Origin of the sequence: Kitasatospora sp. NPDC051170, assembly GCF_044455705.1 — a bacterium.
In the GTDB taxonomy this organism is placed as follows: Bacteria; Actinomycetota; Actinomycetes; order Streptomycetales; family Streptomycetaceae; genus Kitasatospora.
Map to the genome: position 1 here is coordinate 149,400 of NZ_JBITFA010000013.1, position 18,092 is coordinate 167,491.

An 18,092-nucleotide genomic window follows, 5' to 3' on the forward strand; every position below is an offset into this window, starting at 1 on the left:
ATGACCGTGCAGACCCCTGAGACGCACCGCGAGCAGTCGGACCCCGGGCGGGCCCGGCTGCTCGTCGTCGTCGCGGTCCCGGCCGAGGCGCAGGCCGTCCTGCGGGGCCTTCCCGGCGGGGCCGAGGAGCCGGCCCTGCCCGGCGGCGGGCTGTACCGCAGCCTCGGCGCCGCCGTGGACGTGCTGGCGGCCGGGGTCGGCCCCGCGGCCGCCGCCGCCGGAGCCTCCGCCGCGCTGGCCGCCCGCCCGTACGCCCTGGTGGTCTCGGCGGGCATCGCGGGCGGGTTCGCCCCGCACGCCCCCGTCGGCGCCACCGTGCTGGCGGACGCGATCGTGGCGGCCGACCTGGGCGCCGAGACCCCCGAGGGCTTCGCCGACGTCACCGAGCTGGGCTTCGGCACCGTCCGGCACACCCCTCCCCCGGCCGTCCTCGCCCTGGCCGCGCAGGCCCTGGCTTCCGGAGCCCCGGGCGATCCCGTGCTGGGCCCGGTGCTGACCGTCTCCACCGTCACCGGCACCGCCGAGCGGGCCGCCGCGCTGGCCGCCCGCCACCCGGGCGCCGCCGCCGAGGCGATGGAGGGCTTCGGCGTGGCCGAGGCCGCCGCCCGGCACGGCCTGCCCGCCCTGGAGCTGCGGACGGTCTCCAACCCCGTGGGCCCGCGCGACCGCGCCGCCTGGCGCATCGGCGAGGCGCTGGCCGCGCTGGAGCGGGCCTTCGCCGCCCTGCCCGTCCCCGCACTGATCGAGCTGACCGAGGAGGCCGGCCGTGGCTGAACGGCTGAGCATCGCGTACTCGCCCTGCCCCAACGACACCTTCGTCTTCCACGCCTGGGCCCACGGCCTGGTGCCCGGCGCGGACGCCCCCGAGGTGACCTTCGCCGACATCGACGTCACCAACGGCCTGGCGGAGCGCGGCGAGCTGGACGTCCTCAAGATCAGCTACGGGGCGCTGCCCTGGGTCCTGGACGAGTACGCGCTGCTGCCCTGCGGCGGCGCGCTGGGGCGCGGCTGCGGCCCGCTGGTGCTCACCCGCCCCGGCACGGAGCGCCCCGAGGACCTCGCGGGCAAGGTCGTGGCGGTGCCCTCCGAGCGCTCCACCGCCTACCTGCTGTTCCGGCTGTGGGCCGCGAAGGCCGTGCCGGGGGGCTTCGGCGAGATCGTCGTCCTGCCGTTCCACGAGATCATGCCCGCCGTCCGGGACGGCCGGGTGGACGCGGGCCTGGTCATCCACGAGGCCCGCTTCACGTACCAGCGCTACGGGCTGAACAGCCTGGCCGACATGGGCGAGGCGTGGGAGCGGGAGACGGGCCTGCCGATCCCGCTGGGCGCGATCGTCGCCCGGCGCTCGCTGGGCGCCGAGCGGCTGGGCGCGCTCGCCGACGCCGTGCGCGCCTCCGTCCGGCAGGCGTGGGCGGACCCGTCGGCCAGCCGGGAGTACGTGATGGCGCACGCCCAGGAGATGGACCCGGACGTCGCCGACCAGCACATCGGGCTGTACGTCACCGAGTTCACCGAGGACCTGGGTGAGGAGGGCTACGAGGCCGTCCGCGCGCTGCTCACCCGGGCCGCCGCCGAGGGGCTGGTGCCCCCGCTCGACCCGGGTGCGCTGGCGTTCGCCGGCTGATCCCTGAGAGCTGATCCCTCAGGCCCTGTCCGAACCCAGGCCGTCAGGACCGTCAGGACCGTCAGGACCGTCAGGACCGTCAGGACCGTCAGGACCGTCAGACGTCGAACTGGTCGGCCACCGCGCGCAGCAGGCCGGCCAGCTTCTGGCCGGTCGGCTTGGCCGGGTAGCGCCCGTGCTGGAGGCCCGGCAGGACGGCGTCCAGCGTGGTGATGAGGTCCTGGACGATCGGCGCCATGTCGTCCGCGCTGCGGCGCTGCGCGGCGGCGACGGAGGGCAGCGCGTCGAGCAGCTGCACGCTCATCGCCTGGTCCCCCCGGTGCCCGGCCACCACGCCGAACTCGACGCGCTGGCCCGGCTTCAGCGACGTGACTCCGGCGGGCAGCGCCTTGGTGTGGACGAAGACGTCCTCCCCGTCGTCGCGCGACAGGAAGCCGAAGCCCTTCGTCTCGTTGAACCACTTGACCTGGCCGGTGGGCATCTCGAACAGTCCTCGAATGGGTGTGAGGGATTCCCGGCCCGGGCCGGGGATCACGGGGTGGAGGGAACTACGGCCGACCTCGGCTCGGCGCCCTGTGGCGCTCACGGCCGGCTCGCCGCCGGGAGCAGACTAACGGTCCGTCACGGTGTCATCCGCGTTCCACGGGGGATCGGCGGCCCAGGGCCCGTTGAGGGCGGTACGGACGCGCGGATCTCTCGGGTGCGGCCCCGGCACTGGCACGGCCGGGGCGCGGCTCAGCGCTGTCCATCGGCACACACCCCCCGGGTCTGAGGACACGGGGCACACCGGTTGCGCCCCTCGGCAACCCGTGCATACCCCCGCCCAGCAGGGATCAAAACGCATCGCTGCCGGGAAACTGCGCAACGTGACCGCCCCGCTCCCGTGGGCGTCCGGGTGAAGCCCTTCTGCCAGACTGGGGACGACCGTCCAGGCGATTCCCGAGGAGCGAGCAGTCGTGAGCAGCGCCGTGAGCAGCCGGAGCGCCGATCCCGGCGACGTGTACGTCAAGGCCGGGACGGTCGTCTTCGGCCTGGGCATGCTCGCCACCCTGGCCACGCTCGTCCCGCTGTTCCTGCACCTGACGCCGCTGCCCAGCGTCGCCTGGTGGCTGAGCATGCTGATGCCGGCGGGCTTCCTCGCCGCGCTGGTCGGGCTGCTGCGCAACGCCCGGGCCCAGCGCCGGCGGATGCAGGAGTCCTGAGCTCCTAGGGCGCGACCTGGGCGAGGTGCCCGGCGAGCCAGGCCGGGAACTCGGTGAGGTCACCGAGCACCACGTCCGCGCCCGCCTCGCGCAGCTCCTCCGCGCCGTACGGGCCGGTGGCCACCGCGACGGCGACGGCCCCGGCGTGCCGGGCGCCCACGATGTCGCCGAGGTGGTCGCCGACGTAGACGCTCGCGCCGTGCTCGCGCAGGGCGACGCCCTTGGTCTCGGCCCACAGGTCGCCGATCACGGCGTCCGCGACGATGCCCGCGTGCTCCAGGTGCAGCCGGGCGTTCGGCTCGTACTTGCCGGTGATGACGGCGATCCGGCCGCCGTGCCCGCGGACGGCCTCGACGGCGGCCAGGGCGCCGGGCAGGGGGACGGTCGGGGCGAAGGCGTGCTCGCGGTACAGCTCGCGGTAGCGGGCGGCGGCCCGTTCGGCCTCGTCCTCGGGGAACCAGTTGCGGATCTCGTCGAGCAGCGGGGGGCCGAGGCGGGTGACCACCAGGTCGGCGTCGATGGGGGTGCCGGTCTCGGCGGAGAGCGCCAGGTAGGTGGCGCGGATACCCGGCCGGGTGTCCAGCAGCGTCATGTCAAGATCGAAGCCGACGGTGAACGGGGCGGTCGAGGTCTCGGGCATGCGGCCAGGCTATCCAACCGGCCCCGCCCGCGAGGAGGCGGTTTCCCCGGCGGTCCGGGCGACCGGGCCGAGGGCCCGAAACGGGACGGTTCACGCGAATCGCACCGCCGATCCGGACATAATCGACACGCCCCAGACCGTCCGGCAGCCCGAGGACCGCCGATGCACCGGATCACCCGCCGTACGCTGCTCACCGGTCTCGGCGCGGCCGGGCTCGCCGCCTGCGCCTCCGGCCGCCCGGCGACCCCGACCGCGGACGGGCTCGGCACGGGCACGCCCGGCGCCGCCAGCCCCGGTGCCGCCAGCCCCGGCGCCGCCAGCCCGCCGCCGGTCACGGTGACGGCCGCCACCGGGCCGGTGTCGGTGCCGGGGGCGCCGCAGAAGGTGGTCGTGCTGGACACCGACGTCCTGGACTCCGCGCTGACGCTCGGGATCACCCCGGTCGGCGCCGCGCTGCCCCTCGGAGACACCGGCTTCCCCGCGTACTGGCCGGCCTCCCGGGTCGCGGACGTCCGTCTCGTCGGCCCGGCCGGGGCGCCGGACCTGGCCGCCGTCCGGGCGCTGCGGCCGGACCTGATCCTCTCCAACCAGGCCCGCGACGGCGACCGCTACGACCAGCTGCGCGAGCTGGCCCCGACCGTGCTCACCCAGACCACCGGGGCGCCCTGGAAGGCGAACTTCCAGCTGCACGCCCAGGCGCTGAGCCGGGAGGCGGCCGGGGCGGCCTTCGTCGCCGCGTACCAGAAGCACGCGGGCCAGGTGGCGCAGGTCCTGTCCGCGGCGAAGCTGTCGGGTCACCGGGTCAGCCTGGTGCGGTTCGTCGAGGGCGGCGGCCTGCGGGCGTACGGGCGGCAGAGCTTCCCGGGGAGCGTCCTCGCCGACGCGGGGGTGGCACGGCCGGACGCGCAGAACGTCGACCAGTCCGACGTCGAACTGCCGCCGGACCAGCTCGGCCGGGCGGACGGGGACCTGCTGCTGTACTCCGTGTACGGGGACCGGGCGCGGGCGGGCGTGGACTCGGTGCTGACGGGCCCGGCGTGGCAGGCGCTGGGGGCCGTGAAGGCGCACCGGGCGTTCCCGGTGGACGACCAGCTGTGGTTCCAGGGGCTCGGCTACACGGCCGCCAACTTCATGCTGGACGAGCTGCAGCGCTTCCTGGGGGCCTGAGGTGCCGCGGGCTCAGGAAGCGCCCGCGTAGCGCGCCGGGGAGACGCCCACGGCGGCGGTGAAATCCCTGGTCAGATGGGCCTGGTCCGAGTACCCGAGCTCGGCGGCGAGCGCCGCCAGGTCCAACTCGCCCACGGCGGCGGCCCGTTCGGACGCCTCGTGCAGCCGGGCGCGGCGCAGCACCCACTTCGGGGAGGCGCCGACGTACTCGGCGAACAGCCGCTGGAGGCGGCGCACGGGCAGGCCGAACTCCCCCGCCAGGTCGTCCACCCGGTACAGGTCGGGCGAGGCGGTGATCCGCTCGACCATCGCGGCGACCTCCTCGGCCACCGGGTCGGGCGCGGGCAGCCGGGGGCGCAGGAAGGCGTCGACGAGGGACGCGTCCGGCTCGGCGGCCAGCTCCTCGTTGAGCCGGTCGGCCTCGGGCCCGAAGTGGTCGGCGGCGGGGACGGTGCGGTCGGTGAGGTCACCGACCGCGTGCCCGGCGAAGGGGCGGAAGGCGCCGGGGTGGAAGCGCACGCCGAACACGTGCCCGGCGCCCTCCAGGCGGCGGGCGAAGAGCGAGCGCTGCACCCCGTACACCTGGGCGCGCGGCGCCTCGAAGACCAGGTGGACGTTGGGGTGGCAGAGCACCTTCTGCGCGTACGGGTCGTGGCCGTCGAGGTTCCAGCGCACCACCCAGTAGTACTCGACGAACCGCGCCACCTCGGGGTGCGGCGCCGGCCGGTCCACGGTGATCAGCTCCGCGGCGCGGGCGGGGTGGAGGACTCCGCGGCCGAGGCGGGGGGATTCCATGGCGGCCAGCGTAGGCAATGTCGCGTTTCTTCAAGACCGGGCCGCGCGGCGCGGCGCAGGATCGGGGCATGACCGTTCACCCGCTGCACCCGTTCCTGGCGCGCGCCGCCGCCGTCGCGGCCGAGGTCGCCGCCGCCGTCCCGGCCGACCGTCCGCTGGACGCGCCGACCCCCTGCACGGAGTTCGACACCCGCACGCTGATCAACCACTGGGTCCTGTACACCTCCCACGGCCTGGAGCACCGGGCCCGGCGCACCGAACTGCCCGCGGAGCTGATCGCCCGCGACTTCACCGCCGACGCCGACTGGCGCACGGCGTACGCGGCGCAGCTGGAGCGGGCCGTCGCGGCCTGGGAGGCGCCGGCGGCGTGGGAGGGCGAGGTCGACCTCGGCGGGTCCCCGTTCCCGGCGCTCGGGATCGCCCGGATGCTGCTCCTGGAACTGGTGCTGCACGCCTGGGACGTGGCCCGGGCGACCGGCGCCACGGTCGGGGTGGACGGGGAACTCGCCGAGCTGGTGCGGGAGATCACCGAGGAGAACGCCGAGATGTACCGGCAGTTCCAGGGCTTCGCCGAGGTCGTGGCGCTGCCGGACGACGCCTCCGCGTGGGATCGCGCCCTGGCGGCCTCCGGGCGCGACCCGCACTGGAAGAACTAGGGCCGCGTCAGGCCATCGGCACGGCCTCGGGGGCCTGCGCTTCGGGGGCCTGGGCTTCGGCCTTGGCCCCCGAGGCCGTCCCCGAGGCCGTCCCCGGGCGCAGGACGAGGACCAGGACGGCCAGAGCGGCGAAGAGCGCCGCCGCCACGACGCCGGTGACGTGCAGGCTCGCGGTGAACGCCGCCCGGGCGGTGCGCAGCAGTTCCGCGCCCTGGTCCGCGGGCAGGTGCCCGGCCTCGGCGACGGCGCCGGCCAGCGAGTCGGAGGTGCCGCCGGTGCGGTCGCGGTAGACCACGGCGGCCAGCACACCGAGCAGCGCGAACCCGAGCGAGCCGCCGAGGTAGTTGCCGGTCTCCGACATCGACGCCACCGAGCCGGCCCGCTCCGGCGCCACCGAACCCATGACCAGCCCGGTGCCCAGGGCGAACAGCGGCCCGGTGCCCAGGGCGAGCACGGAGATGCCCGCGACGGCGAGCGGCAGCGAGCCCTGCCCGTCCACGGCCGCCAGCAGCAGGCCGCCGAGGGCCGAGACCGCCAGCCCGCCGGCGATCGCCGTGGTCCGCGGCAGGTGCCGGGCGAGCACCGGGGCCGTCATCGTCCCCGCCGCGACGGCGATGCCCATCGGGGCGAACAGCAGGGCGGAGGCGACGGGCGAGTAGCCGAGGACGCTCTGCAGGTACTGCGTCACCATCAGGCCCGTACCGGCCATCGCGACCCCGGCGAGGACGAGGGAGACGAGCACCGCCAGGAACGGGCGGTCGCGCAGCAGCCGCAGGTCCAGCAGCGGGACGTCCAGCCGCAGTTGGCGCCGTACGAACACGGCCCCGACGGCCGCGCCGACGAACAGCGCCGCCGCCGGGAGGGCCCGGACGCCCTCGGTGCCCGCCACCGCCAGCTGCTTGACGCCGTAGATCATCAGCAGCATCGCCGCCAGCGACAGCCCCACGCTGGTCAGGTCCAGCCGGCCCGAGCGCTCGCCCCGGAACTCCGGCAGCAGGAACGGCCCGGCGAGCAGCACCACCGCCATCGGCGGGACGGCGGCCAGGAAGACCGAGCCCCACCAGAAGTGCTGCAGCAGGAACCCGGCCAGGACGGGCCCCAGCGCGCCCCCGGCGAACTGGCAGGCGGCCCACAGCGCGATGGCCCGGCCGCGCTCGCGCTCCTCGCGGAACAGGTTGGTGATCAGCGCGAGGGTGGACGGGGCCAGGGCGGCGCCAGCGACGCCGAGCAGGGCCCGTACGGCGATCAGCATCAGCGGGCCGGTCGCGAGGGCCGCCACGACGGACAGGGCCGCGAAGGCCCCCGCGCCGGTCAGCAGCAGCCGGCGGCGGCCGAGGCGGTCGCCGAGCGTGCCCATGGTGATGACCAGGCCGGCGACCATGAACCCGTAGCCGTCGCTGATCCAGAGCTGCTGGACGTTGCTCGCGCCCAGGTCGGCGCTGAGCCGGGGCAGCGCGAGGAGCAGGGCGGTGGTGTCCAGCGCGACGATCAGGGTCGGCAGCATGAGGACGGCCAGTCCCAGCCGTGCCCGGGTGGATGTCGTCCCGGGGGTGGCGTCGGGGGTGGTGCCGGGGGTCATGTCGGGGCTCCGTGTTCGTTCTCCGTCGGGTGGGTCGGGGGTTGGTCGGAGCGGTCCCGTGGTTCTCGACATCGGATGCGGACGGGTCCGCGGAAGTTTTCCGCCCGAGGACGTCAAGACGGCGTCGTCGGCTCCGACCATCCGGTGAAAGGCCCCGACCGGGGCCGGTGGACACGAGGAGTCGCGAGATGAAGTTCGTGATCAGCATGCACATCAACCCCGCCGTGCTGGACGCGCTGACGGCGGAGGAGAAGGGGGCGCTCGGCGCCGGCCACGGCAAGTTCATCGAGGAGATCAAGGCGTCCGGTGAGCTGATCACCACCCTGGCCCTCGTCGACCCGTCCCAGGCCGCCGTGGTGACCGTCCGCGACGGCAGGCAGGCCGTCACCGACGGGCCGTTCCTGGAGGCCAAGGAGTTCCTCGGCGGCTTCTACCTGGTCGACGTCGAGAACCGGGAGCGGGCGATCGAGCTGGCCTCGCACATCCCGGACGTCGCGATCGAGGGCCTCGGTGTCGAGGTGCGCCAGGTGATGTTCTCCGACGGACACTTGGAGGCATGACAGCTCCGGACTTCGAGGGCCTGCTGCGTGAACTCACGCCGCAGGTCCTCGGCACGCTGGTACGCCGCCACGGGCGGGTCGAGGGCTGCTTCGAGGACTGCGAGGACGCCGTGCAGGAGGCCGTCCTCGCCGCCACCGTGCAGTGGCCCGCCGAGGGCGTGCCGGAGAGCCCGCGCGGCTGGCTGGTGACCGTCGCCTCCCGCCGGTACGTCGACCGGCTGCGCAGCGACCTCGCGCGCCGCGAGCGGGAGACGGCGACGGCCGCCGCGGAGGTGGTGCCCGAGGAGGTGCCGGACCGGGACGACACCCTGCTCCTGCTCTTCCTGTGCTGCCACCCGACGCTCACCGCCGCCTCCCAGACGGCCCTGACCCTGCGGGCGGTCGGCGGCCTGACCACCGCCGAGATCGCCCGGGCCTTCCTGGTGCCGGAGGCGACGATGGCCGCCCGGATCAGCCGGGCCAAGCAGCGCATCAGGGCCGCCGGCAGCACCTTCGGCCCGCCGGAGGGCGCCGAGCGGGCGGAGCGGCTGCGGGTCGTCCTCCAGGTGCTCTACCTGATCTTCAACGAGGGCTACACCGCCTCCTCCGGCGAACTCCTGCACCGCCCCGACCTCGCCCGCGAGGCGATCCGGCTGACCAGGGCCGTCCACGCCCAGCTGCCGCAGGACGGGGAGGTGGGCGGGCTCCTCGCCCTGATGCTGCTCACCCACGCCCGGCGGGAGACCCGCACGACGGCCGACGGCGGCCTCGTACCGCTGGACGAGCAGGACCGGGGGCGGTGGGACGCGGAGATGATCGAGGAGGGGATGGGGCTGGTCAAGGCGTCGCTGGCGGGGCCGCACCTCGGCCCGTACCTGCTCCAGGCCGCCATCGCCGCCACCCATGCCGTCGCCCCCACGGCCGCCGACACCGACTGGCGGCAGGTGCACGCGCTCTACCTGGTCCTGGAGCGCATCGCGCCCAACCCGATGGTGACCCTCAACCGGGCGATCGCCCTCGCCGAGGTCGAGGGGCCCCGGGTGGGGCTGACGGTGCTGGCCCCGCTGGACGAGGACCCCCGGCTGGCCGGGCACCACCGGCTGCTGTCCGTCCGGGCGCACCTGCTGGAGAAGGCGGGCGACACCGAGGGGGCGTACGACCACTACCGGCGGGCGGCGCGGGCCACCGACAGCCTGGCCGAGCGGCGCTTCCTGGAGGCGCGGGCGGGGCGGGTGCGGCCCGGGGGCTCCGGCTCGGGGCCGGGCACGGCCTCAGACTGACGAACCGTCCAGCGCCGTACGGAGCTTGGAGCGCAGCAGCCGTACGGCCGGGGAGCTCTGGTCCCGGCGGGCGACCAGGCCCAGCCGGGCGTGGACGGCGGCATCGGTCAGCGGGACGGCCCGCAGGCCGGAGCCCCGGGCGGAGGCGGCGCTGAGCACGGCGACGCCCGCGCCGCGCTCGGCCAGGCGCAGGAGGGCCAACGGGGAGCTGGCGTCCAGGTCCACACGGGGGCCGAGGCCGAGCTGCGCGCAGGAGCGCTCGTAGGCGGCGCGGATGCCGGTGCCCGGGCAGAGACAGAGGATCTTCTCCCCGAGCAGGTCGGCGAGTCGGAGGCTCGGCCGGTCGAGGGCGTGCCCGACGGGGACGACGGCGGCGATCGGCTCGTCGACCACGACGGTGGCCTCCAGGCCGACGGCGGCCTCCCCCGCGAAGCCGATCAGCGCCAGATCGAGGGCGCCGCCGAGGACCTGCGCCTGGAGGTGGTCGGGGTGGCCCTCGTGCAGGCTCAGTTCGATGCCGGGGTGGGTGCGGCCGAGGTCGGCGACGGCGTCCAGGAACGGCGGGATCGAGCAGCCGATGATCATCCCGAGCCGGACGCGGCCGCGCACGGCGTCGGCGAACTCGGCGGCGGTGTACTGGATCGCGTCGAGCGTGGCGAGGGCGCTCTTGGCCAGCGGCAGCACGGCCTCGCCGACGGGGGTGAGGCGGACGTGGCGGCTGGAGCGGTCGAGTAGTTTCTGGCCCAACTCGTGTTCCAGCTTGGCGACCTGGGTGCTGATGCCGGACTGGCTCACGTGCAGCCGGGCGGCTGCGGCGGTGAACGTGCCCTCGTCGACGACGGCGGCGAAGTAGCGCAGCTGGTGCATCTCCATATCTGACGATGATAGCTGGCATGTGATTCATCTGTTGGACGAATGATCCAGAACGCCGAAGAATGGAGGCATGACGACGACGAAGAGCGCACGCGAGCTGGCCGAGACCTACTTCACCGCCTGGGAGGCAGGAGACTTCGACACCATCCGGGGCATCCTCGCCGAGGACGTCGACTTCGTCGGCGCCCTCGGAACGGTCAGCGGCGTCGAGGAGGCCCTCGGCGGCCTGCGCGGCCTCGGCCAGGTCCTGGAGAAGATCGACGTGAAGGTGCGAGTCGCCGAGGGAGACGAGGTCATCACCTGGTTCGAACTCCGCACCACCATCGCCGACCCGGCCCCGACCGCCAACTGGATGCACGTGGAGAACGGCAGGATCGCCCGCATCCGCGTCACCTTCGACCCCCGCGGCCTGCTCGCGGGCTTCGAGAAGCTCGGCTGACGGGCCGGGAGGAACCCGGCGAGAGGACCTGGAGGGCGTGACCGCGACGGCGGTCACGCCCCCTCGCTTTTCCCGACGTCTCCTCCCCCGGGCGGGGGAGGCGGGTCGTCCGTGACGTCGAGGCCCGGGCGGCGGGGCCGGCCGTACGGTCTCGTAGGGGGGCCGGGATCGGCCGGGGCGGTCCGTACTGAGCGCGGGGCGCCCCGGCCGTGCGGGGGCGGCGGGGCTCAGCGGCTGGCGTGGCGGATGGTGAGGCGGCCGTAGCCCATGACGCCGGAGATGCGGATCGTCGGGCCGGTGGGCTGGGCGCGTCGGGGGAGCCGGTAGTCGACGTCCTTCCAGCCGGTGGTCAGGCCGTCCAGATCGACCACGGCGCCGAACGGGACGGTGATCTTGGCCCGGCCGGTGCCGACCTGGAGTTCGATGTCGACCACCGAGTCCTCGATGACGGCCCGGGACAGGTCCAGGTTCACGCGGCCGAACGCGGAGGCGACCGTCAGGAAGCGCGGCACCCGCCAGACGCCGCCGCGCTTGATGCGACCGCTCGCGGCGCTGATCGTGGAGGCCTTGGGCGCCGCCTCCGCCGGGAGGGCGGCCAGCACGACGTCCAACTCGGCGCCGGTCCGGGCGATGAGGACGCGGTCGAGGCAGGCGTCCATCTCCTCCAGGGAGATCACACCGTCGGCGTACGCCCCCTGCACGCGCTGCACGGCGTGGTCGCGGTCGGACTGGAGGGACAGTGGCGGCTGGTTATCCGGCGTATCCGGCAGAGAGGTCACCTGTTCAATGTAAGTCCCTTGCAGCGCATGAACGGTAGCGCCCCGGCGTGGTGCCGACGAGGTAGGTGAAGGCGGCGATGAAGCCGCTGGGGTTGGCCCACCCGCAGGCGTGCGCGGTGTGGGTGGCGTCGTGGCCCTCGGCGAGGAGCACGAGGGCGTGGTGGATGCGCAGTTGGGTGCGCCACTCGTAGAAGTTCATGCCGAGCTCCTCGCGGAACAGGCGGCTGAGGGTGCGGCTGCTCGCGCCGACGGCCCTGCCGAGGTCGGCGAGGGTGGAGTTGTCGCCGGGCGAGTCGTGCAACTGCCTTGCGACTGAGCGCAGTCGGTCGTCCCGGGGTTCGGGGAGGTGGAGGGGCTGCTCGTTAGGTTCGCGCAACTCCTCGACGAGGACGCGGAGGAGGCGGGAGCGGGCACCCTTGCTGTAACGCTCTTCGGCGGCGCCGTAGTTGCGCGGGCCGGTGAGGGCGAGCAGCACCTCGCGGGCGAGGCCGGAGGCGAGGAAGACGGCCGGGCGGTCCGGCAGGAGCCGGGCGACGGACGGCGGGAGGAAGACGATCCGCATGTCGGTGTCGCCGTGGGCGCGGTGGGTGTGGGTGACGCCGGCGGGGGTCCAGGCGACGCGGTTGGCGGGGACGATCGACGTGCCGTGCGTGCTGTGCAGGGAGAGGACGCCGCGCGCGGCGTACACCAAGTGGCCACGGGGGTGCGACTGTTCGGCGCTGGTCTCGCCGGACGAGAAGAGGTGGCGTCCCCCGGAGGGGAAGACGTGGGATTGGCCGGATACGGGCATCGGTTGGCAGCCTATCGGTAGCAAGCCATGACGGGGGCTGGCGAGAATCATCTCCGCACCCGCACCGAACTCGTGGCTGCTGGTGGGGAGATGAGGAGACGGGGATGACGACGTTCGTTCTGGTGCCCGGTGGCTGGCACGGCGCCTGGGTGTACGACCCGGTGGTCCCGCTGCTGGAACGCGCCGGCCACACCGTCCACGCACTGACGCTGACGGGCCTGCGGCCGGAGGACGACCCGGTGACGGTCGCCACCGCCGACCTCGACACCCACGCGAACGACGTGCTGGAACTGCTGGACCGCGAGGGCCTCGACGACGTGACGCTGGTCGGCCACAGCTACGGGGGGATGGTGATCACCGCAGCCGCCGACCGCGCGGGCGGCCGGATCTCGCGCCTGGTGCACCTGGACGCGTACGTGCCCAGGGACGGGGAGTCGTGCTGGACGGCGACCAACGACCTGTTCCGGGGCGTGTTCACGGCCCGGGCCGCGAAGCTCGGCTACGCCGTCCTCCCGACGGAACGCGGCGACGGCGATCCCCGCCGTCGGCCGCACCCGGTGGCGTCGCTCCTCCAGGCGATCCGGCTGACGGGAGAGGTGGAGAAGGTCCCGCGCCGGGACTTCGTGTACTGCGCGGGATGGGAGGACAGCACCTGCTTCACGGGGACCCGCGACCGGCTCGCAGCGGACCCCGGATGGCGGGTGCACGAGCTGCCGACGGGCCACAACCCGATGCGGGAGGCCCCGGAGGCCGTCGCCGCCCTGCTGCTCGACGGGGAGGTCTGACGGCGGCTCCGGTGGGCGCTACGAGTGGAGCACGATCCCGGTGACGACGAACCCGAGGAACCAGAGCAGCGGGATCAGGGCGACGTAGGCGATGGGACGGCGGAGCACCGACGCGGGGGCGGCCGTGTACTGCGGGCTTGCCGTGCGAGGGTCTCCTGATGATCCGAAAGAGTTGACGATATCCGCGTCGCATGCGCCATGAGTGCTAGTCTCGTGAGGAGACGTTGAAAGCCTTCCTCGCTCGGATGAACCTCCGGCCAGGGAGGCTTTTTTCATGCCCCTGGACTGGAGGAGTCTCATGCCGGACGTTGTTCGCCTTGCGACGGATGATGACCGCCCGACAATGGATCGGTTATGGCTGATGTATCGCCACGATCTATCGGAGTTCGATGAGTTGCTACCGAATGCGGACGGGAGCTTCCGCGACGAGTGGCTCCACCAGGCGTTCACGGAGGACGACCGGACGCCCTACCTGATCGTCTGCGACGACCGCCCTGCGGGCCTGGCGTTCGTCCGCGGGTTGAGCGGCCCGGCACGCGTACTGAACAGCTTCTTCGTCGTACGCGGAGCACGGCGAAGGGGCATCGGCATGAGGGCCGCCCAGGAAGTCCTGGCCCGACACCCCGGCGCATGGGAGATCGCCTTCCAGGACAACAACACGGGCGCCGTACGGTTCTGGCGCCGCGTTGCCACTGAGCTCGCCGGCGAGGCGTGGACCGAGGACCACCGACCGGTACCGGGGCGACCAGAGTTGCCGCCGGACACCTGGATCTCCTTCGATACCCCCACCAAGTCCCACACCTGAGCAACGCGGGGGCGTGACCGCCGATTGCGGTCACGCCCCCTTGCGCGTCAATGCTCCCTTGCGACGATCAGCAGTCACGGTCAAGGTCATGTAACTGAGCGCGATCAGATCGACACCGGGAGAGTTCGTGAAGCTGCGTTTCCTGGGGATCATTCCGAACACCCCCATCGACGACTCACCGACGATCTGGCTGGACGAGGACAGCGGTGATCTGCTGATTCAGTCATACAAAGCCACGGAGGGCGAGGTGAAGGCGTGCCAGGAGATCGGCTCAATTCCCGGCCACAGCACGGACGTCCCGGCTCATGAGACCATCATCCGGCTCCCGGCCGTGATGCTGGAGTACATTCCGCGACCGGAGGGCGGTAGCGATGAAGTACCCCGTACGTGAGGGCCTGGCCAAGGCGCGACACTCCGCCGTGCACCTGGAGATGCGCGACGGCTACACGCCGGACGATCCGGAGTTCGCCCGCTGGCGGGCCGGTCACCGGTACGAGAACGACCCGGCCAACCTTCCTGACTGGTGGGGTACTTGGGCCGACCTCGTCGCCGAGACAACGGGGCGCGGCGTGGTCATGCGCCGCGCTCGCATCGTCTCGGAACCGGTGACGGACTACATCCGGTACGAGCACGACCTCACGTTCGCCAACGTCGCGGCAGGCGAGCTGGTCCGCTGGCTGCCCCGGCGGCGGGCGGCCGACCTCTCGCTGCCCGGAACGGACCTGTGGCTCTTCGACGGATCGGCCGTGCTGTTCACGTACTTCTCCGGGGTGGGCGAAGTCGTGGACAGGGAGTGGCGGACGGACCAGGCCACGGCGGATCGGGTCGCCACCGCCTTTGAGGCCATCTGGGAGCGGGCCACACCGCATGAGGAGTACAAGCCGGCCTGAGCCCCATGCCCGCATCGGGATCGTCCCACGTCCAGGCCGCCCGCAAAGTCCTCGCAGATCGCCTCCGAGAGATGTGCGAGGACGCCGGGCTGGACGGAAAGCAGTTGGCCGCATCGTGCGGCTGGCATCCGTCCAAGGTCTCGCGGATCGCCACCGGCAAGACCTCGCCGTCGGCAGACGACCTGCGTGCGTGGTGTCACGCGTGCGGCAAGGACGAGGAGACGGCGGACGTCATCGCCTCCCTGCGGGCCGTGGAAGGCATGTGGGTGGAGTGGCGCCGCATGGAGCGTGCCGGGTTGCGAAGGGCGCAGGAGGCCGTTCTTCCCCTGTTCGAGCGCACCCACCGGTTCCGGGCCTACTCGTCGTGGCTCGTGCCCGGACTGCTCCAGACGCGCGGCTACACCGAGGACGTCCTGCGCGCGGTCCAGTTGAGACGAGTGCCGGTCGACGATGTCGCCGATGCCGTGGCCGTTCGCATGGAACGGCAGCTCGTGCTCCGCAACGGGCAGCGGCAGTTCGCTTTCCTGCTGGAGGAGTCCGTGCTCCACAACGGGCTCGGGAGCGCCGAGTCTCAGGTCGGACAGCTCGAACGGATCGTCTCCGCGAGCGCGCTGCCGAATGTCAGTGTGGGGATCATTCCTTCCCGGTTGGGCCGCACGCGGATGCCCGTGGAGGGGTTCTGGATCTTCGACACGGCTCAGGTGAACGTGGAGTTGATCTCCGGGCACCTCACGCTGACACAGCCCAGCGAGGTGGCGACGTATGCCGATGCGTTCGCCACTCTGGCGAGCATGGCGGTTCACGGCGCCAAGGCGCGCGCGCTGATCACCGCAGCGATTCACGCGATCGGGTGAGAGCGTGCAATCCCGCAGAATCGCGTAGTGGTCAACTTTCCTTCCTCTCTACCTTGTTGACCAGTGTCGCCGCGACCGTCACGGCGACAGCACCACCATCCGAGAGGAGTCCTGGACATGGGCAAGCACGGCGACGGCAAGGGCGGCGAATCCGGGGACAAGCAGCAGTCCCCGAAGGAATCGGACGGGCAGTGGACCAAGCCCGTGACCGACCCGCCCAAGAAGAAGTGAGCTTGAACTGATGGACCGATACGCACAGTTGCTCGCCGACCTCACCGCGGCCGGCGCGCTGGGCGAGGGGTGGCGGGGCGCGTTCGAGCGCGCCCCGCGCTCTGCGTTCGTGCCCGACGAGATCTGGGTGGATGACGACGGTTATCGCCTGGTCAGCAGGGCCGTGAATCCGGCCGAGTGGTGGGTGGAGGTCAACGCCGACCGGCAGGTGGTCACGCAGGTCGACGACGGTCGAGTGGGTGGGCCGGGCGTGGCCACGTCGTCGGGGTCGATGCCGTCCCTGGTCGCTTCGATGCTCCGCCATCTCGACGTCGAGGACGGCCACAGCGTCCTCGACGTCGGCACCGGTACAGGTTGGACAAGTGCCCTGCTGTGCACCCGACTCGGCGCCGGATCAGTGACGACGGTCGAGGTCGACCCGGCGGTCGCAGCCGCTGCCGGGGAGCGACTGGCCACGCTCGGACTGAGGCCCAGCCGGGTCGTCGGGGACGGGCTGCTGGGCTACCCCGCCGGGGGTCCGTACGACCGCATTCACGCGACGGCGGCCGTGCAGCGGGTGCCGCTGCCCTGGATCGAGCAGACCCGGCCCGGCGGTGTCATCGTGACCCCGTGGGGAACGCCGTACGCCAACGCCGGGCTGCTGCGGCTGGAGGTGGGCGAGCGGGGGCGGGAGTCGTACGGGCGGTTCGTCGGGGACGTGTCGTTCATGTGGATGCGGGACCAGCGGCCCCATGCGGTTGAGGCCCCGGTGGACCGGTCGCCGGACCACCGGGGGTCGTCGCCGATCGATCCCGAGCTGGCCGAGGAGAACGTGCATGCCGCCTTCGCGATCGGCCTGCGGGTGCCGGGCGTGCGGACGCTGCACTGTTGGGAGGCGGCCGATCCCTCCGGTACGCACCGGTTCCAGCTCATGGACAACGCGGGCTCCTGGACGTCCGTGCGTTTTCGGGACTGGGATGGTGTGGACGCCGTTCAACAGGCCGGCCCACGCCGACTGTGGGACGAGGTGACGGCTGCGCGCACGGCGTGGGAGAAGGACGGCAAGCCGAAGCTGACTCGTTTCGGGGTGACCGTGACGGTCGGCGGCCAGCAGCAGGTGTGGCTGGACGATCCCGAACACGTCCTGCACTGATTCCACCCACCACTTCGGCCGGCTGCCCCCACGGGCAGCCGGCCGAAGTGGTTCCGGCACAAGCACGCGGGTGAGCAGAGGCTCAGGACGAGGTGGGCGGAGCGCTGGAGGAGGCCCCGCAGCTCTTGGCCGAGCTGGAATCGCATCTGCTAACTGACGCAAGGGGGTTGTCAGTTACGCGACCTTGCCGACGATGCCTGGCCCGGCCGGGTACGTCCGGGCCATGGCATCGGCTGTCGGTCAGGAGTCCTCGTCAGGCGGGGTGGCGCGGAGGGCGGTGATGACGCCCAGGGCGACGGTGGAGAAGGCGAGGACGAGGAGGACGGCGAAGGCGGCCGTGATCAGGAATCGCACGGGGGCTCGCGGTCGGCGTCGAGGAGGAGGGTGAGGAGGTTCAGGAGGGTCGAGAGCGGCGCGGTGTTGAAGCAGACGAGCACGCAGCCGTCGATGGTGTGGTCGGTCGTGGCGGAGGGCCAGACGAGGCCGAACTTCTTGCCGCGCTCGTGGAGTTCGGAGAGGAGAGAGCGGACGTGGTCGTCCGTGAAGGCGCGGAGGCGGGGGTCGCCGGGCTTCATGGGATAGCGGCGTCGGGGGGTCGTCATCAGGCGGCCTCCCGCTCGCACTCGAACCAGACGGACTTGCCGCGCTTCTGGGGGTCGACGCCCCAGCGGCTGGTGAGGCCGGCGACGAGCTGGAGGCCCCGGCCGGACTCGGCGAGGAGGTCGGGGGCCGTCGGTGCGGGGATGACCGAGCTCTCGTCGAAGACGGTGACGCGGAGGATGCCGTGGTCGAGGGAGAGGATCTGGACGACGGGGGCGGGGGTGTCGCCGTGCCGCCAGGCGTTCACGAGCAGCTCGGCGAGGGCGAGTTGGGCGTCGAAGATGACGGAGGGGGGCCAGCCGAGGCGGGCCATCGCGTCCTGGAGGGACTGGCGGCCGAGGGTGAGGGAGGGCGTGTTGAGGTGACGCATGGGAGGACTCCCGGCGTGGTGTGGTCTGACGTGAAGATCCGGCGGACATGCGTCGCCGTGAA

Annotated in this window: 23 protein-coding genes; 14 read left to right on the forward strand and 9 right to left on the reverse strand. The window is 72.9% G+C overall.

The genetic code is table 11. The features are described from left to right. Nucleotides 1-774: a futalosine hydrolase gene (locus tag ACIBCA_RS26045; RefSeq protein WP_396285412.1), complete on the forward strand. Its 774-nt coding sequence runs from the start codon at nt 1-3 to the stop codon at nt 772-774. Next, a complete protein-coding gene (locus ACIBCA_RS26050; RefSeq protein WP_396285413.1) occupies nt 767-1,624 on the forward strand; it encodes a 1,4-dihydroxy-6-naphthoate synthase in 858 nt (285 codons plus the stop codon). The genes ACIBCA_RS26045 and ACIBCA_RS26050 overlap by 8 nt, the downstream gene beginning before the upstream one ends. Nucleotides 1,625-1,721: 97 nt before the next feature. Here ACIBCA_RS26050 and ACIBCA_RS26055 read toward each other — a convergent pair whose 3' ends face one another. Beyond that, a complete protein-coding gene (locus tag ACIBCA_RS26055) occupies nt 1,722-2,105 on the reverse strand; it encodes a cold-shock protein (protein ID WP_396285414.1) in 384 nt (127 codons plus the stop codon). Between the two features lie 475 nt (nt 2,106-2,580). Between ACIBCA_RS26055 and ACIBCA_RS26060 the strand changes: the two genes are divergently transcribed. Then, nucleotides 2,581-2,826 carry a hypothetical protein gene (locus ACIBCA_RS26060; protein ID WP_396285415.1) on the forward strand — a complete coding sequence of 82 codons (246 nt, stop codon included), beginning with the start codon at nt 2,581-2,583 and terminating at the stop codon, nt 2,824-2,826. A gap of 4 nt (nt 2,827-2,830) precedes the next feature. Here the strand turns inward: ACIBCA_RS26060 and ACIBCA_RS26065 are convergent, their stop codons facing one another. Then, nucleotides 2,831-3,466 carry an HAD family hydrolase gene (locus tag ACIBCA_RS26065; protein WP_396285416.1) on the reverse strand — a complete coding sequence of 212 codons (636 nt, stop codon included), beginning with the start codon at nt 3,464-3,466 and terminating at the stop codon, nt 2,831-2,833. Between the two features lie 162 nt (nt 3,467-3,628). Here ACIBCA_RS26065 and ACIBCA_RS26070 point away from each other — a divergent pair, with 162 nt between their 5' ends. Beyond that, entirely contained in the window at nt 3,629-4,633 is a 1,005-nt protein-coding gene (locus ACIBCA_RS26070; protein ID WP_396285417.1) for an ABC transporter substrate-binding protein, read from the forward strand. A gap of 12 nt (nt 4,634-4,645) precedes the next feature. Here the strand turns inward: ACIBCA_RS26070 and ACIBCA_RS26075 are convergent, their stop codons facing one another. Next, nucleotides 4,646-5,428, reverse strand: a complete 783-nt coding sequence (locus tag ACIBCA_RS26075) for a DUF6597 domain-containing transcriptional factor (protein ID WP_396285418.1) — start codon at nt 5,426-5,428, stop codon at nt 4,646-4,648. A 68-nt stretch (nt 5,429-5,496) separates the two neighbouring features. On the opposite strand from ACIBCA_RS26075, the gene ACIBCA_RS26080 reads away from it, so the two are divergent. Then, nucleotides 5,497-6,084 carry a TIGR03086 family metal-binding protein gene (locus tag ACIBCA_RS26080; RefSeq protein ID WP_396285419.1) on the forward strand — a complete coding sequence of 196 codons (588 nt, stop codon included), beginning with the start codon at nt 5,497-5,499 and terminating at the stop codon, nt 6,082-6,084. A 7-nt stretch (nt 6,085-6,091) separates the two neighbouring features. Here ACIBCA_RS26080 and ACIBCA_RS26085 read toward each other — a convergent pair whose 3' ends face one another. Further along, on the reverse strand, nt 6,092-7,663 hold the full coding sequence (locus ACIBCA_RS26085) for an MFS transporter (RefSeq protein ID WP_396285420.1): 1,572 nt from the start codon (nt 7,661-7,663) through the stop codon (nt 6,092-6,094). 188 nt (nt 7,664-7,851) lie between these two features. On the opposite strand from ACIBCA_RS26085, the gene ACIBCA_RS26090 reads away from it, so the two are divergent. Together ACIBCA_RS26090 and ACIBCA_RS26095 are read left to right on the forward strand one after the other, a co-directional pair. Beyond that, complete coding sequence (locus ACIBCA_RS26090; RefSeq protein WP_396285421.1) at nt 7,852-8,223, forward strand: YciI family protein; 372 nt, start codon at nt 7,852-7,854, stop codon at nt 8,221-8,223. Next, the gene (locus tag ACIBCA_RS26095) at nt 8,220-9,482 is read left to right on the forward strand and encodes an RNA polymerase sigma factor (protein ID WP_396285422.1); all 1,263 of its coding nucleotides are present in this window, start codon (nt 8,220-8,222) and stop codon (nt 9,480-9,482) included. Before ACIBCA_RS26090 ends, ACIBCA_RS26095 begins: the two co-directional genes overlap by 4 nt. Here ACIBCA_RS26095 and ACIBCA_RS26100 read toward each other — a convergent pair. Beyond that, nucleotides 9,474-10,355 carry a LysR family transcriptional regulator gene (locus tag ACIBCA_RS26100; protein ID WP_396285423.1) on the reverse strand — a complete coding sequence of 294 codons (882 nt, stop codon included), beginning with the start codon at nt 10,353-10,355 and terminating at the stop codon, nt 9,474-9,476. The two genes, ACIBCA_RS26095 and ACIBCA_RS26100, sit on opposite strands and share 9 nt — an antisense overlap. Before the next feature lie 70 nt (nt 10,356-10,425). On the opposite strand from ACIBCA_RS26100, the gene ACIBCA_RS26105 reads away from it, so the two are divergent. Beyond that, nucleotides 10,426-10,794 carry a nuclear transport factor 2 family protein gene (locus ACIBCA_RS26105; protein ID WP_396285424.1) on the forward strand — a complete coding sequence of 123 codons (369 nt, stop codon included), beginning with the start codon at nt 10,426-10,428 and terminating at the stop codon, nt 10,792-10,794. Between the two features lie 227 nt (nt 10,795-11,021). Here the strand turns inward: ACIBCA_RS26105 and ACIBCA_RS26110 are convergent, their stop codons facing one another. Both ACIBCA_RS26110 and ACIBCA_RS26115 read right to left on the reverse strand, forming a co-directional pair. Then, entirely contained in the window at nt 11,022-11,573 is a 552-nt protein-coding gene (locus ACIBCA_RS26110) for a DUF1707 domain-containing protein (RefSeq protein WP_396285425.1), read from the reverse strand. A gap of 4 nt (nt 11,574-11,577) precedes the next feature. Further along, nucleotides 11,578-12,363, reverse strand: a complete 786-nt coding sequence (locus ACIBCA_RS26115; protein ID WP_396285426.1) for an AraC family transcriptional regulator — start codon at nt 12,361-12,363, stop codon at nt 11,578-11,580. A 104-nt stretch (nt 12,364-12,467) separates the two neighbouring features. Between ACIBCA_RS26115 and ACIBCA_RS26120 the strand changes: the two genes are divergently transcribed. The 6 genes from ACIBCA_RS26120 (at nt 12,468) to ACIBCA_RS26145 (ending at nt 17,060) form a co-directional block, all read left to right on the forward strand. Next, nucleotides 12,468-13,148, forward strand: coding sequence for an alpha/beta fold hydrolase (locus tag ACIBCA_RS26120; RefSeq protein WP_396285427.1), 681 nt, complete (start codon nt 12,468-12,470; stop codon nt 13,146-13,148). A gap of 298 nt (nt 13,149-13,446) precedes the next feature. Continuing rightward, complete coding sequence (locus ACIBCA_RS26125; protein WP_396285428.1) at nt 13,447-13,953, forward strand: GNAT family N-acetyltransferase; 507 nt, start codon at nt 13,447-13,449, stop codon at nt 13,951-13,953. A 127-nt stretch (nt 13,954-14,080) separates the two neighbouring features. Next, the gene (locus tag ACIBCA_RS26130; RefSeq protein WP_396285429.1) at nt 14,081-14,344 is read left to right on the forward strand and encodes a hypothetical protein; all 264 of its coding nucleotides are present in this window, start codon (nt 14,081-14,083) and stop codon (nt 14,342-14,344) included. Further along, the gene (locus ACIBCA_RS26135; protein WP_396285430.1) at nt 14,325-14,843 is read left to right on the forward strand and encodes a DUF6879 family protein; all 519 of its coding nucleotides are present in this window, start codon (nt 14,325-14,327) and stop codon (nt 14,841-14,843) included. The genes ACIBCA_RS26130 and ACIBCA_RS26135 overlap by 20 nt, the downstream gene beginning before the upstream one ends. 5 nt (nt 14,844-14,848) lie before the next feature. Beyond that, complete coding sequence (locus ACIBCA_RS26140) at nt 14,849-15,697, forward strand: helix-turn-helix domain-containing protein (protein WP_396285431.1); 849 nt, start codon at nt 14,849-14,851, stop codon at nt 15,695-15,697. Between the two features lie 259 nt (nt 15,698-15,956). Then, nucleotides 15,957-17,060 (forward strand): methyltransferase domain-containing protein, encoded by a 1,104-nt coding sequence (locus ACIBCA_RS26145; protein ID WP_396285432.1) that lies wholly within the window; start codon nt 15,957-15,959, stop codon nt 17,058-17,060. 341 nt (nt 17,061-17,401) lie between these two features. Here the strand turns inward: ACIBCA_RS26145 and ACIBCA_RS26150 are convergent, their stop codons facing one another. After that, complete coding sequence (locus ACIBCA_RS26150; protein ID WP_396285433.1) at nt 17,402-17,662, reverse strand: hypothetical protein; 261 nt, start codon at nt 17,660-17,662, stop codon at nt 17,402-17,404. After that, nucleotides 17,662-18,030 carry an ATP-binding protein gene (locus ACIBCA_RS26155; RefSeq protein ID WP_396285434.1) on the reverse strand — a complete coding sequence of 123 codons (369 nt, stop codon included), beginning with the start codon at nt 18,028-18,030 and terminating at the stop codon, nt 17,662-17,664. Before ACIBCA_RS26155 ends, ACIBCA_RS26150 begins: the two co-directional genes overlap by 1 nt. Between the last annotated feature and the right edge of the window lie 62 nt (nt 18,031-18,092).

Coding starts and splice junctions, on each gene's coding strand:
- ACIBCA_RS26095 (WP_396285422.1), top strand. CDS start 8,220: ATGACAGCTCCGGACTTCGAGGGCCTGCTGCGTGAACTCACGCCGCAG.
- ACIBCA_RS26140 (WP_396285431.1), top strand. CDS start 14,849: ATGCCCGCATCGGGATCGTCCCACGTCCAGGCCGCCCGCAAAGTCCTC.
- ACIBCA_RS26090 (WP_396285421.1), top strand. CDS start 7,852: ATGAAGTTCGTGATCAGCATGCACATCAACCCCGCCGTGCTGGACGCG.
- ACIBCA_RS26150 (WP_396285433.1), bottom strand. CDS start 17,662: ATGACGACCCCCCGACGCCGCTATCCCATGAAGCCCGGCGACCCCCGC.
- ACIBCA_RS26070 (WP_396285417.1), top strand. CDS start 3,629: ATGCACCGGATCACCCGCCGTACGCTGCTCACCGGTCTCGGCGCGGCC.
- ACIBCA_RS26125 (WP_396285428.1), top strand. CDS start 13,447: ATGCCGGACGTTGTTCGCCTTGCGACGGATGATGACCGCCCGACAATG.
- ACIBCA_RS26105 (WP_396285424.1), top strand. CDS start 10,426: ATGACGACGACGAAGAGCGCACGCGAGCTGGCCGAGACCTACTTCACC.
- ACIBCA_RS26085 (WP_396285420.1), bottom strand. CDS start 7,663: ATGACCCCCGGCACCACCCCCGACGCCACCCCCGGGACGACATCCACC.
- ACIBCA_RS26080 (WP_396285419.1), top strand. CDS start 5,497: ATGACCGTTCACCCGCTGCACCCGTTCCTGGCGCGCGCCGCCGCCGTC.
- ACIBCA_RS26120 (WP_396285427.1), top strand. CDS start 12,468: ATGACGACGTTCGTTCTGGTGCCCGGTGGCTGGCACGGCGCCTGGGTG.
- ACIBCA_RS26115 (WP_396285426.1), bottom strand. CDS start 12,363: ATGCCCGTATCCGGCCAATCCCACGTCTTCCCCTCCGGGGGACGCCAC.
- ACIBCA_RS26135 (WP_396285430.1), top strand. CDS start 14,325: ATGAAGTACCCCGTACGTGAGGGCCTGGCCAAGGCGCGACACTCCGCC.
- ACIBCA_RS26075 (WP_396285418.1), bottom strand. CDS start 5,428: ATGGAATCCCCCCGCCTCGGCCGCGGAGTCCTCCACCCCGCCCGCGCC.
- ACIBCA_RS26100 (WP_396285423.1), bottom strand. CDS start 10,355: ATGGAGATGCACCAGCTGCGCTACTTCGCCGCCGTCGTCGACGAGGGC.
- ACIBCA_RS26065 (WP_396285416.1), bottom strand. CDS start 3,466: ATGCCCGAGACCTCGACCGCCCCGTTCACCGTCGGCTTCGATCTTGAC.
- ACIBCA_RS26045 (WP_396285412.1), top strand. CDS start 1: ATGACCGTGCAGACCCCTGAGACGCACCGCGAGCAGTCGGACCCCGGG.
- ACIBCA_RS26055 (WP_396285414.1), bottom strand. CDS start 2,105: ATGCCCACCGGCCAGGTCAAGTGGTTCAACGAGACGAAGGGCTTCGGC.
- ACIBCA_RS26155 (WP_396285434.1), bottom strand. CDS start 18,030: ATGCGTCACCTCAACACGCCCTCCCTCACCCTCGGCCGCCAGTCCCTC.